The 14980-nt window shown below is 59.6% G+C and carries 12 protein-coding genes and 1 pseudogene; 6 read left to right on the top strand and 7 right to left on the bottom strand.

Annotated features, from left to right (window positions below; all coding sequences use genetic code 11):
- Positions 1 to 56: 56 nt before the first annotated feature.
- Positions 57 to 251 carry a hypothetical protein gene (locus tag NVV72_12675; protein ID MCR6660141.1) on the bottom strand — a complete coding sequence of 65 codons (195 nt, stop codon included), beginning with the start codon at positions 249 to 251 and terminating at the stop codon, positions 57 to 59.
- Between the two features lie 206 nt (positions 252 to 457).
- On the opposite strand from NVV72_12675, the gene NVV72_12670 reads away from it, so the two are divergent.
- Positions 458 to 1417 carry a class 1 fructose-bisphosphatase gene (locus NVV72_12670; protein ID MCR6660140.1) on the top strand — a complete coding sequence of 320 codons (960 nt, stop codon included), beginning with the start codon at positions 458 to 460 and terminating at the stop codon, positions 1415 to 1417.
- Here NVV72_12670 and NVV72_12665 read toward each other — a convergent pair.
- The 3 genes from NVV72_12665 to NVV72_12655 all read right to left on the bottom strand — a co-directional run bounded on the left by NVV72_12665 (position 1414) and on the right by NVV72_12655 (position 5703).
- Complete coding sequence (locus NVV72_12665; GenBank protein MCR6660139.1) at positions 1414 to 3759, bottom strand: glycoside hydrolase family 127 protein; 2346 nt, start codon at positions 3757 to 3759, stop codon at positions 1414 to 1416. The genes NVV72_12670 and NVV72_12665 overlap by 4 nt on opposite strands.
- 103 nt (positions 3760 to 3862) lie before the next feature.
- On the bottom strand, positions 3863 to 4243 hold the full coding sequence (locus NVV72_12660) for an EamA family transporter (GenBank protein ID MCR6660138.1): 381 nt from the start codon (positions 4241 to 4243) through the stop codon (positions 3863 to 3865).
- Positions 4240 to 5703 carry a UbiA family prenyltransferase gene (locus tag NVV72_12655; GenBank protein MCR6660137.1) on the bottom strand — a complete coding sequence of 488 codons (1464 nt, stop codon included), beginning with the start codon at positions 5701 to 5703 and terminating at the stop codon, positions 4240 to 4242. Before NVV72_12655 ends, NVV72_12660 begins: the two co-directional genes overlap by 4 nt.
- Before the next feature lie 271 nt (positions 5704 to 5974).
- Here NVV72_12655 and NVV72_12650 point away from each other — a divergent pair, with 271 nt between their 5' ends.
- A complete protein-coding gene (locus NVV72_12650; GenBank protein MCR6660136.1) occupies positions 5975 to 6793 on the top strand; it encodes an IclR family transcriptional regulator in 819 nt (272 codons plus the stop codon).
- On the opposite strand, the pseudogene NVV72_12645 reads toward NVV72_12650, so the two are convergent.
- The 3 genes and pseudogenes from NVV72_12645 to NVV72_12635 all read right to left on the bottom strand — a co-directional run bounded on the left by NVV72_12645 (position 6790) and on the right by NVV72_12635 (position 10894).
- Positions 6790 to 8927: pseudogene (locus NVV72_12645) on the bottom strand (malate synthase G). The gene NVV72_12650 and the pseudogene NVV72_12645 sit on opposite strands and share 4 nt — an antisense overlap.
- Before the next feature lie 136 nt (positions 8928 to 9063).
- The gene (locus tag NVV72_12640) at positions 9064 to 9825 is read right to left on the bottom strand and encodes an SDR family oxidoreductase (GenBank protein MCR6660135.1); all 762 of its coding nucleotides are present in this window, start codon (positions 9823 to 9825) and stop codon (positions 9064 to 9066) included.
- A 247-nt stretch (positions 9826 to 10072) separates the two neighbouring features.
- The gene (locus tag NVV72_12635; protein MCR6660134.1) at positions 10073 to 10894 is read right to left on the bottom strand and encodes an IclR family transcriptional regulator; all 822 of its coding nucleotides are present in this window, start codon (positions 10892 to 10894) and stop codon (positions 10073 to 10075) included.
- A 122-nt stretch (positions 10895 to 11016) separates the two neighbouring features.
- Between NVV72_12635 and rhmD the strand changes: the two genes are divergently transcribed.
- The 4 genes from rhmD to NVV72_12615 all read left to right on the top strand — a co-directional run bounded on the left by rhmD (position 11017) and on the right by NVV72_12615 (position 14966).
- Positions 11017 to 12216, top strand: a complete 1200-nt coding sequence (gene rhmD, locus NVV72_12630; GenBank protein MCR6660133.1) for an L-rhamnonate dehydratase — start codon at positions 11017 to 11019, stop codon at positions 12214 to 12216.
- A 225-nt stretch (positions 12217 to 12441) separates the two neighbouring features.
- Entirely contained in the window at positions 12442 to 13314 is an 873-nt protein-coding gene (locus NVV72_12625; GenBank protein MCR6660132.1) for a fumarylacetoacetate hydrolase family protein, read from the top strand.
- The gene (locus tag NVV72_12620; protein MCR6660131.1) at positions 13311 to 14057 is read left to right on the top strand and encodes an SDR family oxidoreductase; all 747 of its coding nucleotides are present in this window, start codon (positions 13311 to 13313) and stop codon (positions 14055 to 14057) included. The genes NVV72_12625 and NVV72_12620 overlap by 4 nt, the downstream gene beginning before the upstream one ends.
- A 12-nt stretch (positions 14058 to 14069) precedes the next feature.
- On the top strand, positions 14070 to 14966 hold the full coding sequence (locus NVV72_12615) for an amidohydrolase family protein (protein ID MCR6660130.1): 897 nt from the start codon (positions 14070 to 14072) through the stop codon (positions 14964 to 14966).
- Positions 14967 to 14980: the final 14 nt, after the last annotated feature.

The raw sequence follows: 14980 nt of genomic DNA, 5'->3' as shown, positions 1-14980 counted from the left end.
AGAATCAGAGACAGAACTGTGGCCTGTCCGGCTGTTTCCGGCAAGCCGGGATGACGTCAGTGCATCAGGGTCGGGATATATTTCGCCGAAAGCACCGGCAGCAGATAGATGAATTCCAGCAGAAGAACAGCGTACATGGTGCCGAGAACCGGGCGGCCGCCGCGGAAATTATGAACGATGCCGGCCACCAGCGGACCACTGACGGGGCCGAGGAGAAAATAGGGGGCGAGACGCTTGATCCTGGCCAGCATGGGACAGCTCCTGATTACCGCCCGATGTAATCAGGTTTACGGCCGGCCCACCAGCCATTGTTAACAACAGGTTAATTATTTTTGTGGAATACGCCCAAAACGAGAAATGATTAACCCTAACAACACTCACCCGGTGTAAACGGGGTGGCGTGTTTTGCGGATTTCGCTATGGTGCGCGGCAACAATAACAAGCCACACTGGATACCATGCTGACACCTCTCCCCCGGTTCCTTGCCGCACAATCCGCCCCCGACTCCCTGCGCCAACTGATCCTGGCGGTCGCCGATGCCTGCCGCGACATCGGCCACGCCGTCAATACCAGCGCCATCGATGGCCTGACCGGCGCGCTCGAACAGGAAAACGTCCAGGGCGAAGTGCAGAAAAAGCTCGATGTCATCGCCAATGATATGATGCTGGAGGCGCAGCGCTGGGGCGGACATGTGTCGGCCCTGGTCTCGGAAGAGATGGAAGAGATTTACCCGCTGACTAGTGGCGAATACCTGCTGGTCTTCGATCCCATCGATGGCTCCAGCAATGTCGATGTCAACGGCGTGGTCGGCACCATCTTTTCCGTCCTGAAAGCGCCGTCCGGCCCGGTGACCGAAGCCGATGTCCTGCAGCCCGGCCGCCGGCAGCTGGCGGCCGGCTACGCCATCTACGGCCCGCAGACCACCCTGGTCCTGACGCTTGGCGCCGGTGTTTCCGCCTTCTCGCTTGATCAGAAAACCGGCGACTGGCTGATGACCGTACCGCAGATGACCATTCCCGCCAGCACGCGCGAATTTGCCATCAACATGTCGAACCACCGCCACTGGATGCCGCCAGTCCGCCGCTATATCGACGAATGCCTGGCCGGCAAGACCGGCGCGCGGGGGGCTGATTTCAATATGCGCTGGCTGGCCTCGATGGTCGGCGATGTCCATCGCGTCCTGACGCGCGGCGGCATTTTCATGTACCCGGTCGACAGCCGCAAAGGCATCGGCAAGCTGCGCCTGATGTACGAGGCCAACCCCATCGCCTTCCTGATCGAACAGGCCGGGGGCGCGGCGACCGACGCCCTCCACCCGATCCTTGATATCCAGCCGGAGGCCCTGCACCAGCGGGTCGGCGTCGTGCTCGGCTCCCGCGAGGAAGTCAAGCGCGTCGCCGACTATCACAAACCCTAGACTGACTCCGTCTTCCGCGCGATCACCCGGCATTCATAGGCCGTCGCCCACTGGTCGGCGGCGGCCTCGAAACGGACGGTAATCCTGTTTTTGCCAGCCAGGTCCGGCAGCGGATAGGTCTTCACCGTCCGCGCCACAGTGGCCTCGCCCGGCAGGGTTTCATGCGCCAGTAACTGACCATCGACCAGGATATTGAAATCCTTGTTGTGATCGCTGCCGTTATAGCTGACCTGCAAATCGAGCGGCCCCGGCCTGACCGCAAGTTCAAACTGGAAATAACCCTTATTGATAAGCCGGCCACGCTCGGCGATATGGCTGATCGCGGCCGTGTTGGGCGTGCCTTCAAAGGCGTGATCGGTTTCCGGTTGCTGTTCGCCGAGGCGGATGGAATCGACGGTACGCCTCAGGATATCTGCCTTTTCAGCCGCGGCGGCGCGGTAACCGGCCTCCGCCTTCGGCCACTCAGCAGGCGTAAAGCGGCGGAAGTAGACGGCGGTGCGGTTATGATGCTGGCCGTAAAAGGGCCTGAGCACCAGCTTTTCCGGCTGGCCGTGCGTACCCAGGCTGAAGGTCTCCCCTGCCCGCACCAACACGCCCTCATTGCTGTCCGCCACCACGGCCGGATCGAAACCTTCCCATGGTTTGTCGCTCGGCCCCAGATCGGCGGCCAAGACCAGCGGCCCGTTCAGGAAAGCCACCAGCCGGTCATCATCGGGCATGGTCTCGGCATGGACCGCCATCGGCAGGATCAGGCCGACCACATCGCCCGCCTTGAGGAATGTCAGCACGAGATAACCGTCCTGCGGCTGGGTCGCCACGGCCCTGCCATTCACCGTCAGTTTCGGGGCGGCGCACCATGATGGCACGCGCAGCGCCAGTTCAAACGGCGCCTTGGCCTGGCTGACACGCAAGGATACCGTTTCTTTCAACGGAAATTCCGTGTCCATGTCGAGCTTGACGCCCTTATCCGTCCAGTCGAGCGTCGAGGCATAGTAGAGATTGACCAGCACCCGGTTGCCCTTGCGCCACCAGATGCTTTCGCCGTGCTTGGAATGGCTTTCCATCCCAGATCCGACGCAGCACCAGAAATCGTTTTCCGGCGAGGAATGGACGCGTCCATACCCCGAGGCCAGCGGCGTGAAATAGGTGAACATCCCGGTCTGCGGATCCTGCTGCGACATAATATGATTGAGATGCGCGCGCTCATAGAAGTCGAAATAGCGCGCATCGCCCGACCAGCCATAAAGATGGCGCGTCAGTTTCAGCATGTTGTAGCTGTTGCAGGCTTCGCAGGTCTGCTGGCCCAGGCGTCTCGAAAGCTTGCGCGGTTCACCGAAATGCTCGTATTCCGAATTGCCACCAATGACATAGGAATGGTCCTTCGTCACCGTTTCCCAGAAGAACAGTGCGGCCCTGGCGCAGTCCTGCCTGTGCTGGTCGGTGGGCGCCACCTCGTAAATGCGGGAGAGGCCGATGACCTTCGGGATCTGCGTATTGGCGTGCTTACCGGCCAGTTCGTCACGGCCCTCAGCCAGCGGATCGAGCACGGCCAGGTGGCGGATGCGTTCCGCCAGGGTCAACCAGCGTGTGTTGCCGGTGCGGGCATAAAGCTCGGCATAGCACTCATTGATACCGCCGTGTTCGGCGCGCAGGATTTCCTGCACCTGCGCATCGCTGAGGCCCTCGATAATCCGGCCAAAATAATCCGCCAGGCCCAACGCCACCTCAAGCGACGCCGGATCGTCGCAATAATGGTGGGCGTCGAGTGTGCCGGCCAGCACCTTGTGGTAGGTATAGATCGGCACCCAGCCGCCATTGAGATCGAAGCCTTGTGTGCGGATATCGCCGCGGCGGATTTCCTCGAAAATCACCTTGCCATCCACGGTTTTACCGTCTCGGTCGACATTGGTGCCGCCGGCATAGCCATCACCATTGCGGCCCTGCACCAGGGCCAGTTCGCGGGTGATGTAGCGCGCGCGCTCACGAAATTCCGGCTTGCCGGTCTGGGCGTACATCAGGCTGAGCGCCGACTGGTAATGGCCCAGGCTGTGGCCGGCGATGCCGCGCGCCTCCCAGCCGCCATAAAGCGCGCCCTTCGGCTCAAGTCCGGCATAGAGACGGAAATTATGCAGGAAGCGATCGGGATCGAGCGACAGCAGATAGCGCTGGTTGGCTTCGATCGAGGTCAGGAAGAGAGAGGGTTTCAGGCGCACGGCCGACAGCGGAAACGGCGTGACGGCCGTCACCTGCGCCTCTCCTTGCGCCAATGCCTTGCCGGCAAGGCCCGTGGTCGCCAGTCCGGCGGCAGACGCCAATGCGGCGCGGCGTGAAACTCTCAACATGATCCAACTCCCTGCGACCGCGCTTTCCGCGCGTGTCCGTGGCCCTATCGATCACGATATGGCCCGGAGAGTCAATACTCATACAATTGAGATGCCGATAAACCTACGCCATGGCCGAACGCGCAATGAAGGCGACACCGCTGCAGATCAGGACGATGCCGACTATCTGGAGTATATGGACAGGCTCTTTCAGGATCACCACGCCCAGCAGGGTGGCCACGATATAGCCCAGCGACGCCATGGGATAGGCGATCCCGACCGGCAGCCGCGACAGCACGACCAGCCAGGACAGGACACTCAGGCCGAACAGCACCAGGCCCAGCAGCAGGGGTGGCGAGAAGGCCAAGGCCAGCAGGCGCGACGGCATAGGCTGCGCCACCAGGCTTGTATTAAAGGTCATCATGGCGACGCGCAGCAGGAGTTGCGCAACGGCATTAAAGGTGACGCTGATCAGGACAACGCCGTAGATCATCAACTGGTTCATAGGGCGGACAGTCCCACCACGCCGATCAGGCCCAGGGTGATCAGGCTCACCCGGTCCTTCAATGCAAAGACCACCGGATCATCGTGCATGTCCCGGCGATGACTCATCATGACGGCCCGCGAAATCCAATACAGCAACAACGGACAGGCGAGATAGAGGCGACGCGGATGATGATACAGGACGGTGATATCCGGGTGTCCGATATAGAGCGCAAAGACGATAATGGCAGAATAGCCGGCCGCCGCGGCCAGGGCGATCAGTGCCGGCAAGTCGGTGATGCGGTAACCCCGGTTTGTCGGGTCGGAGAGCCCGGCATCCAGGCGCATCGCCATTTCAGAGTGGCGCTTGATCAGTGCCAGCGACAGGAACATGAAAACCGCAAATGCCAGCAGCCACTCGGAAATGGGAATGGACAGCGCATAGGCGCCAGCCAGAAGCCGTGTGGCGTAAAGTCCCGCCAGGGTGACGACATCGATCATCAGCTTGCGCTTCAGCAGGAAGGAATAGGCGTTCGTCATGGCATAGTAGAGCGCCAGAACCGCCAGGAACATCGGCGAAATGAACAGGCCAATCACGAAAGCGGCCAGCAGCAGACCTATCCCGATGAATGCACCGGTGGTCACGGAGATCGTTCCCGCCGCGAAGGGCCGCGTCCGCTTGGTGGGGTGCTGGCGGTCAGCGGTGATGTCAAGAAGATCGTTCAGAATATAGACACTGGAGGCGCACAGCGAGAACGATATGAAGGCAAGAAAGGCCAGAAAAACGGCAGGCAGGGTGATGGCGTGCGACATCAGCAAGGGCACGAACACCAGGGTATTCTTGGCCCACTGGTGCGGCCGCAGCATCTTCACATAGGGCTTCCAGGGCTTTGCCGGTTTGTCGGTTGAATCGAGAAAGACGGCGTCCGGCTTGGCCTTCAGCAGTGCCCGGCGCACGGAACCGCCGGCATTGACGGCGATGGCGGCATTGGCGCGACCCCAGATGTGCAGATCATCATGGGCATTGCCGATATAGTCGAATGTCTCACAGGCGTAGTCCGCCTTCAGGCGGGTAATCTTGGCCGTTTTTGAATTGTTCGTCTTTTCGTCAGACCCCATGAAACCATCGAACACCCCCAGGTGGTCATGCACCTGGCCGACATATTTCTCGTTGGAAGCCGAGGACAAATAGATTTTGCGCGTCCCGGCCGAAGCTTCGATGTGGTTCAGGACATCCGCATTGTAAGGCAGCGTCGCCGCGTCGATTTCGATGTGCTGCGCGATCTTGTGCTTGAGCACCGACTTGCCGGCCAGTGCCCAGAAGATCAGCTTGTATGACTGAAACGGGTGCCGGGCGACAAAGGCCAGCGCCGATTCAAGCAGCAGGTCGGTCTTGATCAGCGTGCCGTCGAGGTCAACGACGAGCGGTGGAATATCGCCATGCGCGTGCGGCTCTGTTTCATTTTGTGACTGCAAGTTCATACCTTTGGGCTCTGGCATAGGGCAAAGTGATTTATGGGGTACAGAAATACGGCCTGTATATTACAAATTTGCATTACGCACGCTTGTCCGTGACTACAAAACCAGCAAAAGCCATGCCAGGAAATGGATTTCTTTTTGCGTTGCGAAAATAAATCAGGGCGCTGCCTTCAGGTGACACGCAGAAACGCATCCCTTTCGCCTGTACAAGTCAATTTCAATCATTTATGGAAAATACTTCCATTTCTGCAAACTGCCTGAAGAGGCGCTGGCAATGACATCCGTTCCAGTCCGGCGGCCGCGCGGCCGGCCGCGTGAGGACAAGGCCGACACAAAGCCCAATCAATCTCTGGAAAAGGCGCTCGGCCTGCTGAAATCGCTGTCCGATCATGACGGCCTGACGCTGACGGAGCTGTCTGAAAAATCCGCCCTGCCGCCTTCCACCACGCACCGCCTGCTCAGCACCCTGGCCGGCCATGACCTCGTGACGGTCGATGAGCCCAGCCAGAAATGGTCGATCGGCATAGAGGCCCTGCGCATCGGCATGGCCTTCCAGCGCCGCAACAAGATCCTGCTGGCCGGCCGCCCGGCCATGGCCGACCTGATGGAAGCCACGGGCGAAACGGTCAATATGGCCATGCTCGACGGCTTCGAGGTCGTCTTCGTGTCGCAGGTCGAATGTCATGAACCGATCCGCGCCTTTTTCGGTATCGGCCAGCGCCGCGCCAGTCATGCGTCGGGGATCGGCAAGGCCCTGCTGGCGGAAATGCCAGCCGAGCGGATTGAGCCCTTCCTGCGCGGCAAACCCCTGACCCGCTTCACACCGATGACGATTACCGATCCTGAAGCCCTGCGCGCCGAACTGGAAACGATCCGCTGGCGCGGCTGGTCGATCGATGACGAGGAAGCCAATGCCGGAATGCGCTGTGTTGCAGCGCCGATTTTCAACGCCTTCGGCGAGGCCCGCGCCGGGATATCGCTTTCCGGCCCCTCGACGCGGCTGACGCCGGATCGCCTTCCGGCCTTGGGGCAAAAGGTGCGCGCCGCCGCCGACCGGATTACCGCTCTGATCGGCGGCCACCTGCTGACCTAAGCTGACAACAAGGCCGCCTGCTTGGCCTCAATCCGTCGCTTGTGCAGGATGAATTCGGTATAGCCGTTGGGCTGCGCCGCGCCCTGGAAGACCAGATCGCACGCCGCCTTGAAGGCGATGCCGTCGAAATCCGGCGCCATCGGCACATAGGCCGGATCGCCGGCGTTTTGCCGGTCGACCACCTGGGCCATGTGCTTCAGCCGTGCCATCACCATCGCCTCGTCAACCAGGCCGTGACGCAGCCAGTTGGCGACATGCTGGCTGGAAATGCGCAGGGTGGCCCGGTCCTCCATCAGCCCGACATCGTGGATATCCGGCACCTTGGAGCAGCCAATGCCCTGGTCGATCCAGCGCACGACATAACCCAGCAGACCTTGCAGGTTATTATCCAGTTCCTCGGCGATCTCTTCGGGCGCGTAATTCCGATCGGCCAGCGGCGGGGTCAGGATATCATCGATCGAGGCACGCGCACACCGGACGATTTCCGCCTGAACGGCGGCGACATCGACCATATGGTAATGCAGGGCGTGCAGGGTGGCAGCGGTCGGCGATGGCACCCAGGCAGTGGTGGCGCCGGCCTTCGGATGAGCGATCTTCTGCGCCAGCATGTCCTTCATCATGTCCGGCGCCGCCCACATTCCCTTCCCAATCTGAGCATGTCCGGGTAAGCCGCAAGCAAGGCCAATATCGACATTGGAATCCTCATAGGCCCTGATCCACACCGCGTTTTTGATGTCGCCCTTGCGCATGATCGACCCGGCCTGCATCGATGTATGAATTTCGTCCCCTGTGCGATCCAAGAAACCGGTATTGATGAAGAAAATCCGTTCCCGGGCGGCTTCGATACAGGCCATCAGGTTGACGGTGGTGCGACGTTCCTCGTCCATGATGCCGATTTTCAGCGTGTTCGCCGGCAGGCCCAGGGCCGCTTCGGCAAAGGCGAAGGTCTCGACGACAAAGGCGACCTCCTCCGGCCCGTGCATCTTGGGCTTGACGATGTAGGCCGAACCGGTGCGGCTGTTATTACCTCGGTCGTGGCGCGCGATCAGGGCGGTGACCATCAGATCGATCAGACCCTCAGGCACGGCCCTGCCCTCCGCATCCCGCACCATGTCGCTGTACATATGCAGGCCGACATTGCGTGACAGCATCAGGCTGCGGCCATGCAGAGTCAGCACATCGCCATCCGACGCAGTATAGACACGGTCAGGATTGAGCGCCCGCCTCAGGGTCTGTCCGCCCTTTTCAAAGGTTTCGCTCAAGCCGCCCGTCATCAGGCCCAGCCAGTTGCGGTACAGCCCGACCTTGTCCACCGCATCGACGGCGGCGACGCTGTCCTCCATGTCCATGATGGCCGAAAGCGCCGCCTCCATGACGATATCGGCAACACCGCCCGGGTCATTGCGGCCTACCGGACTGTTCCGATCGATCCGGATATCCATGTGCAGGCCATTGTGGCGCAACAGGATTGATGTGGGTGCTGACTCCGTGCCCGTATAGCCCCTGAATTGCGAAGGTGTTTGCAAACCAGCCGCGCCCGTCGGCGTCTGTGCGACCAACGTACCGCCAGCGACCCTATAGGACGTCACATCGCTGTGGCTGGCGCCCGACAGCGGCACAAACTGATCGAGCCAGGCGCGCGCCTGCTTTTGCACCAGAGCGCCACGTTCGGGTCGTAACCCCACGTGGCAACGGGCGGCGCGATGGCATCGGTGCCATAGAGCGCATCATAGAGGCTGCCCCAGCGCGCATTGGCGGCATTCAGGGCATAGCGCGCATTTGAAACCGGCACGACCAGTTGCGGGCCGGCCAGACGGGCGATCTCGTCATCGACATTTTGCGTGGAAACCCGAAAAGCCGCCGGCTCCGGCCGCAGATAACCGATGTCTCGCAGGAAAGCCTTATAAGCGCTGGCGCCAAACGCATGGTCGCGGTGCCAGTCATCGATCTGCGCCTGAAGCTCGTCCCTGAGCGCCAGCAGCGCGGCATTGCGATCGCTGAATGTTGTCAGCAGACCGGCCAATCCTTGCCAGAAGGCATCGGCGGTGATGCCCGACCCCGGCAGGGCCTCATCGGTGATAAAGTGATGCAGCCCGGCATCAATGGCATAGCGACCAAAAATGATATGGGCCATGTGGCGCCCTCCTGAATGACTTCATGAGTATGCGCCATGTGGCTCAAAGGTCAATTTTTCTGAAAATTATTTCCGTTTTTAAAAATAAATACAAACCATTTGTATTTGTTGAGAAATTTATTTTCCAGAAATACCTCTATTGTAAATGGACAAAGGCCCCGCCATCGACCAGCACATGGGCGCCGGTCATGTAGCCCGCCAGGTCGGAGGCCAAGAAGACGACGACCTTGCCGATATCTTCAGGCTTGCCGAGGCGGCCGAGCGGGATGCGGCCTTCCATATATTCGCGCTTGGCGGGGTCGGCGAGGTCGTCCTTGTTGATGTCCGTGGCAATTGTGCCCGGCAGGATCGAATTGGCGCGGATACCATGTTTGCCAAGTGCGATGGCCACCGACTGCATCAGCGAATGCTGGCCGGCCTTGGTGGGGGTGTAGTGTGACTGCATCTCGCCGCCCACCAGCGCCGAGATAGAGGAAATAGCGATCAGCGACCCGCCGGTCCCCTGCTTTACCATCTGGTTGGCGGCCGCCTGGCACATATAATAGGTGCCCATCAGGTTGACATCGACCGTGCGTTTGACCACCTTGACCGGCATGTCCAGGAAGCTGTGGAACGGACAGATGCCGGCATTGGCGACCATGTGGTCGACGCCGCCCAACCCCTTTACGGCCGCTTCGATAAAGGCGGTTGCGCTCTCCGGATTGGCTACATCGCCGATCGATACGACCGCCTTGCGGCCCAGGGCCTCGATTTCCTTTACCAGACTGTCAACGGAGTCCGAAGGGGCTGACGCATTGATGGCGATATCGGCCCCATGTTTCGCGCACTCTATGGCCGCGCCCCGGCCGATGCCGCGCGAGGCTCCCGTGATCAGAATCCGTTGTCCTTGTAAAAGCATTACGTTCCCTTTCAAGAGGCTGACCATATTTTTATGGCTTTAGGTATTAGAAGAATAGAAAAACCACACAATATAGATAATGCCAAGATTAAATAAGTTATTATTGCAAACCAGTAATTTATCGGGCTTGTTTTTTTTATCACCTTGACCATAATTGTCTGCATATTTTCCCGTCTTTAAAACCAAATATATTTATAAAAAATCCACAACGCACCTAATATGCTTATCGGTATGAGAAGTATTGTTTTCATGACGGAAAATCTGATTTTTTACTAATCTCCGTCCAGCCGAATTCGTGCGAAATGGCGTGGACGGTGGCGAGCACCTGTTCGGTGAGCGCGCTCATGCGGGCGTCATCCATATATTGCGCGGCCGAGGAGACGCTGATCGAGCCGATGATCCGGTTGCCGGCGTCGCGGATCGGCGCGGCCACACAGCGGATACGGTCTTCGTTTTCTTCGAGATCGTAGGCATAGCCCTTCGCGGCGTAATCGCGCATCCGATCCATCCAGGTCTCGAAATCGACGCGGTAACCCGGCCACTCGCGGCCTTCGCGCATATAGACCGTCGCCAGCTCATCATCGGTGGCATCGAGCAGCAGTGCCTTGCCGATACCGGTGGAGCGCAGGGGTTGGCGTTCGCCAATGCGCGAACTGATTTCGATGCGGCGGCTGCCCTGGACCTTGTCGAGATAGAGGGCACGCTCACCATCCAGTATGCCGAGATGGACGGTATCGCCGGTATCAAGCGACAGGGCCAGCAGATGGTCATGGGCGATACGCGGCAGGTTCATCTGGCGCGAGGCGAGGTGACCGAGTTCCAGCAGCTTCGGCCCCAGCGAATAACCAACGCGCGGCGTAAAATTGAGGAACCTTTGCTCCACCAGGGTGGTGGCCAGGCGGTGCGTGGTCGAGCGCGTCAGGCCCAGGGCTTCGGAGAGTTGTGGCAGGCTGCGCGCATTGGCGGCCACCGCCATCATGACATCGAGGCCGCGCACCAGGGTCTGGGCGCCGGCCAGTGATTTGCCGCCGCTTTCGCCCTCTCCGTCCCTGCTGCTCAAATTATCCATTGACGCCGTTTGTTTCATTATTTAATGCTCATATCTAAAGTGTGGGACGAACGCAAGCCGTTCAGCCCAAAATCGATGCAGGGATTGTGGGATGTGATCGATCGTCCCAAATGGTGAGATTAATGCGAAATTTTCCCAAGATCAAGCAAGTGCGCGCCAGCGTCATCAAGGGCGGTGACGGCGGCGGCGGCGCCGATTATCACGACCAGGGCGAAGGCCACTGGATAGACAACCATATCGCCACCTCGATGGGCCGCTATCCGGAATATCGCCAGAGCCGCAAGTCATTCGGCATCAATGTGCTGGGCACGCTGGTGGTCGAGATCGAGGCCGATGACGGTATGGTCGGTTTCGCGGTCACCACCGGCGGCGAACCGGCGGCCTATATGGTGGAAAAGCACTTCGCGCGTTTTCTGGAAGGCCGTTCGCCATTCGATTACGAACGCATCTGGGACCAGATGTATTTCGCCTCGCAATATTATGGCCGCAAGGGCCTGGTGGTGAACGCCATTTCCGGCGTCGACCTGGCCCTGTGGGATCTGATGGGGCGCCTGCGCGGCGAGCCGGTTTATCATATGCTGGGCGGCGCGGTGCGTGACGAGTTGCAGTTCTATGCCACCGGCGCCCGCCCGGATCTGGCGAAGGAAATGGGCTTTATCGGCGGCAAGATGCCGCTGCTGCACGGGCCGATCGAAGGCGATGCTGGCCTGAAGAAGAATGTCGAGATGCTGGCCGATATGCGAAAGCTATGCGGCGATGACTTCTGGCTGATGTGGGACTGCTGGATGGCGCTCGACGTCAACTATGCCACGAAGCTCGCCCATGCCTGTGCGCCGCATGGCCTGAAGTGGATCGAGGAAGCGATCAGCCCGGACGATTACTGGGGCTATCAGCAACTCAAAAAGAATGTTCCTGCCGGTATGCTGGTCACCACCGGTGAGCACGAAGCCACGCGCTGGGGCTTCCGCATGTTGATGGAAATGGACTGCTGCGACCTGATCCAGCCCGATGTTGGCTGGTGTGGCGGCGTGACTGAACTGCTGAAGATTTCAGCCATGGCCGACTCACGCGGCATCATGGTCGTGCCGCACGGTTCCTCGGTTTATTCCTATCACTTCGTCATCACGCGTCACAATTCGCCGTTTGCCGAATTCCTGATGATGGCGCCCAAGGCCGATCATGTCGCCCCAATGTTCCACCCGCAATTGCTGGGCGAGCCGGTGCCGGTCAATGGCCGCCTCAATGTTTCCGCACTGGATAAGCCGGGCTTCGGTGTCGAACTGAATCCGGAGATCAAGCTGCATCGTCCCTATACGCACTAATATTAGAAGATCACGGAAAGGCACGGAAAAGGACCGAAAGAACACGGAAATATGGGTTGCGACTAAGGTCTGCGCCCGCAGGGCAACAGCATAGATGTTGAGCGCGCAGGAAAACTGACTCTTCGCGTCGGTGCTTATTACACAACGAATTCCGTGATCTTTCCGTCCTTTTCCGTGCCTTTCCGTGATCCCCTTTCCTACCCTGTTCAAGTTGAGGACTACCCCATGAAACTCTGCCGCTATGGCCCGAAAGGCCAGGAAAAACCCGGCGTCGTCGATGCCGATGGCCGCATCCGCGATCTGTCATCCGTTGTCGGTGATATCACCGCCAATGAGGTCCGCCTGTCGCAACTCAACGTACTGAAAGCCGCCGATGTCGCCGGCCTGCCGGTCGTGGACGGCCAGCCGCGTTACGGCGTACCTGTGGCCAATATCGGCAAGATCATCGCCGTCGGCCTCAACTATGCGGACCACGCCGCGGAATCCAACCTGCCCGTGCCGCCGGAGCCGATCTATTTCACCAAGGCTACCTCCTCGCTCAGCGGCCCGAATGACGATGTGATGAAGCCGCGCGATGCCACCAAGATGGACTGGGAAGTCGAACTGGGCGTCATCATTGGCAAGACCTGCCGCTATGTCGATGAGAAGGATGCCCTCAGCCATGTCGCCGGCTATGTGCTGGTCAATGACGTCTCCGAGCGTGCCTTCCAGAAAGAGCGCGGTTCGCAATGGGTCAAGGGCAAGGGCTGCGATACCTTCTGCCCGACCGGCCCGTGGCTGGTCACGGCTGACGAGGTCGGCAATCCGCAGGAACTGGACATGTTCCTCGACGTCAACAGCCAGCGGATGCAGACCGGCAATACCCGCACCATGATTTTCCCGGTCGCCGAGGCGCTCGCCTATATCAGCCGCTTCGTGACCCTCCAGCCGGGCGATATGGTCATTACCGGCACGCCGCCCGGCGTCGGTGAAGGCAAGAAGCCCGATCCGATCTACCTCAATGCCGGCGACACGATGCACCTCGGTGTCTCCAAACTGGGCGAACAACGCCAGACCGTTATTCCCTTCAGCCTCGAAGGTCTGGAGATTATCGAGTGATCTATACTAACCGCTTTAAGGGCCGCACGGCCATCGTCACCGGGGCCGCTTCGGGCCTCGGTAAGGCCGCCGCCGCGCGTATCGTCGCTGAAGGCGGCCAGGTCGTCCTGTGGGATCTCAATGCCGAGGCGCTGGATGCGGCAAAGGCCGAAACCGGCGCGGCCGGTGTTGTGGCGCTCGATGTCTCCGACCTCACCGCCGTTTCAGCCGCCGCAAAAGCCTCAAGGGAGCTTCTGGGCAAGATCGATATTCTGATCAATTCGGCTGGCATCACCGGCGCCACCGTGCCGGTCTGGGAGTTCCCTGTCGAAAGCTGGCTGAAGGTCATGGATATCAACCTCAACGGCCTGTTCTACTGCTGCCGCGAGGTTATCCCCTTCATGCTGGAAGGCGGCTATGGCCGCATCGTCAATGTGGCGAGCGTCGCCGGCAAGGAGGGCAACCCGAATGCCTCGGCCTACTCCGCCTCCAAGGCCGGCGTGATTGGCCTGACCAAATCCTTAGGCAAGGAACTGGCCACGAAAGGCGTCATCGTCAACGCTCTGACGCCAGCTACGTTTGAATCGCCGATCCTCGAACAATTACCGCGAAGCCAGGTCGACTATATGCGCTCGAAAATCCCGATGGGGCGCTTAGGAATCGTCGACGAATCAGCCGCTACGGTCTGCTTCATGGCCTCGGAAGAATGCTCGTTCACCACCGCTTCTGTCTTCGATACGTCGGGCGGACGGACGACCTATTAAAGGAGAGAGGACATGGCCATAAAGCGATTTGTGGACGCCCATGTCCACCTCTGGCAACTCGACCGGCTGCGGTATCCATGGCTTACACCGCCCTTTGCCGATGATGGCCCCAATGGCAGCGTCGAGCCTATTGCCGCCGACTATACACTGGCCGATTATTTCCGCGATGCCAGCGGCTATCCGGTAGAAAAGCTGGTCCATATCGATGCTGGCGCCCATCCGGATGACGCGCTGGCCGAAACGAAATGGCTGCAATCCCTGGCGAATGAGACCACCCATCCCGACGCCATCGTCGCCTTCGCCCCACTTAACGATCCCGATGTCGAGTCCCTTCTGGCGGCCCACGCCGAACACCGCAATGTGCGCGGCATCCGCCATATCATAAACTGGCACCCAAATCCGTCAAAAACCTATACGCCGGCCAACTTGCTGATCGATGATCAGTTTGTTGAGGGGTATGCTAAGTTGGCCAAATACGGCCTGTCGTTCGATCTGCAGATCTATCCGAACCAAATGACCCAGGCCTATCTGATTGCGCGCGTCAATCCGGAAACCCAGGTCATCCTCAACCATATGGGGATGCCGGTGGATACCGACCCGGCTGGCATTGCCCAGTGGAAAGACGGTATGAAACTTCTGGCCAGCCTCCCACACGTTGCTGTGAAAGTTTCAGGCTTCGGCTTCATCGATCGCAACTGGACGGTTGAGACCATGCGTGTGCTTGTTCTGGAAACGATCGAACGCTTTGGCACTGATCGCGTAGCCTTCGCCAGTGACTTCCCGACCGATAAATTATTCAACAGCTACGGCAAGGCGCTGGACGCCTATGATGACATAACCAAAGACTTCAGCACCGATGAACGGGACGCCCTGTTCGCCGGCACAGCCGAGCGTATTTACAGACTATAAAAAACAAAACAGGA

This window comes from Asticcacaulis sp., assembly GCA_024707255.1.
GTDB lineage: Bacteria > Pseudomonadota > Alphaproteobacteria > Caulobacterales > Caulobacteraceae > Asticcacaulis.
The sequence above is the reverse complement of the archived record's forward strand: the minus strand, read 5'-3'. Positions and strand labels throughout refer to the sequence as shown.

Bases quoted from the DNA above. Each gene is read 5' to 3' on its own strand.
- NVV72_12675 (MCR6660141.1), bottom strand. From the start codon at position 251: ATGCTGGCCAGGATCAAGCGTCTCGCCCCCTATTTTCTCCTCGGCCCC.
- NVV72_12670 (MCR6660140.1), top strand. From the start codon at position 458: ATGCTGACACCTCTCCCCCGGTTCCTTGCCGCACAATCCGCCCCCGAC.
- NVV72_12665 (MCR6660139.1), bottom strand. From the start codon at position 3,759: ATGTTGAGAGTTTCACGCCGCGCCGCATTGGCGTCTGCCGCCGGACTG.
- NVV72_12660 (MCR6660138.1), bottom strand. From the start codon at position 4,243: ATGAACCAGTTGATGATCTACGGCGTTGTCCTGATCAGCGTCACCTTT.
- NVV72_12655 (MCR6660137.1), bottom strand. From the start codon at position 5,703: ATGAACTTGCAGTCACAAAATGAAACAGAGCCGCACGCGCATGGCGAT.
- NVV72_12650 (MCR6660136.1), top strand. From the start codon at position 5,975: ATGACATCCGTTCCAGTCCGGCGGCCGCGCGGCCGGCCGCGTGAGGAC.
- NVV72_12640 (MCR6660135.1), bottom strand. From the start codon at position 9,825: ATGCTTTTACAAGGACAACGGATTCTGATCACGGGAGCCTCGCGCGGC.
- NVV72_12635 (MCR6660134.1), bottom strand. From the start codon at position 10,894: ATGGATAATTTGAGCAGCAGGGACGGAGAGGGCGAAAGCGGCGGCAAA.
- rhmD (MCR6660133.1), top strand. From the start codon at position 11,017: ATGCGAAATTTTCCCAAGATCAAGCAAGTGCGCGCCAGCGTCATCAAG.
- NVV72_12625 (MCR6660132.1), top strand. From the start codon at position 12,442: ATGAAACTCTGCCGCTATGGCCCGAAAGGCCAGGAAAAACCCGGCGTC.
- NVV72_12615 (MCR6660130.1), top strand. From the start codon at position 14,070: ATGGCCATAAAGCGATTTGTGGACGCCCATGTCCACCTCTGGCAACTC.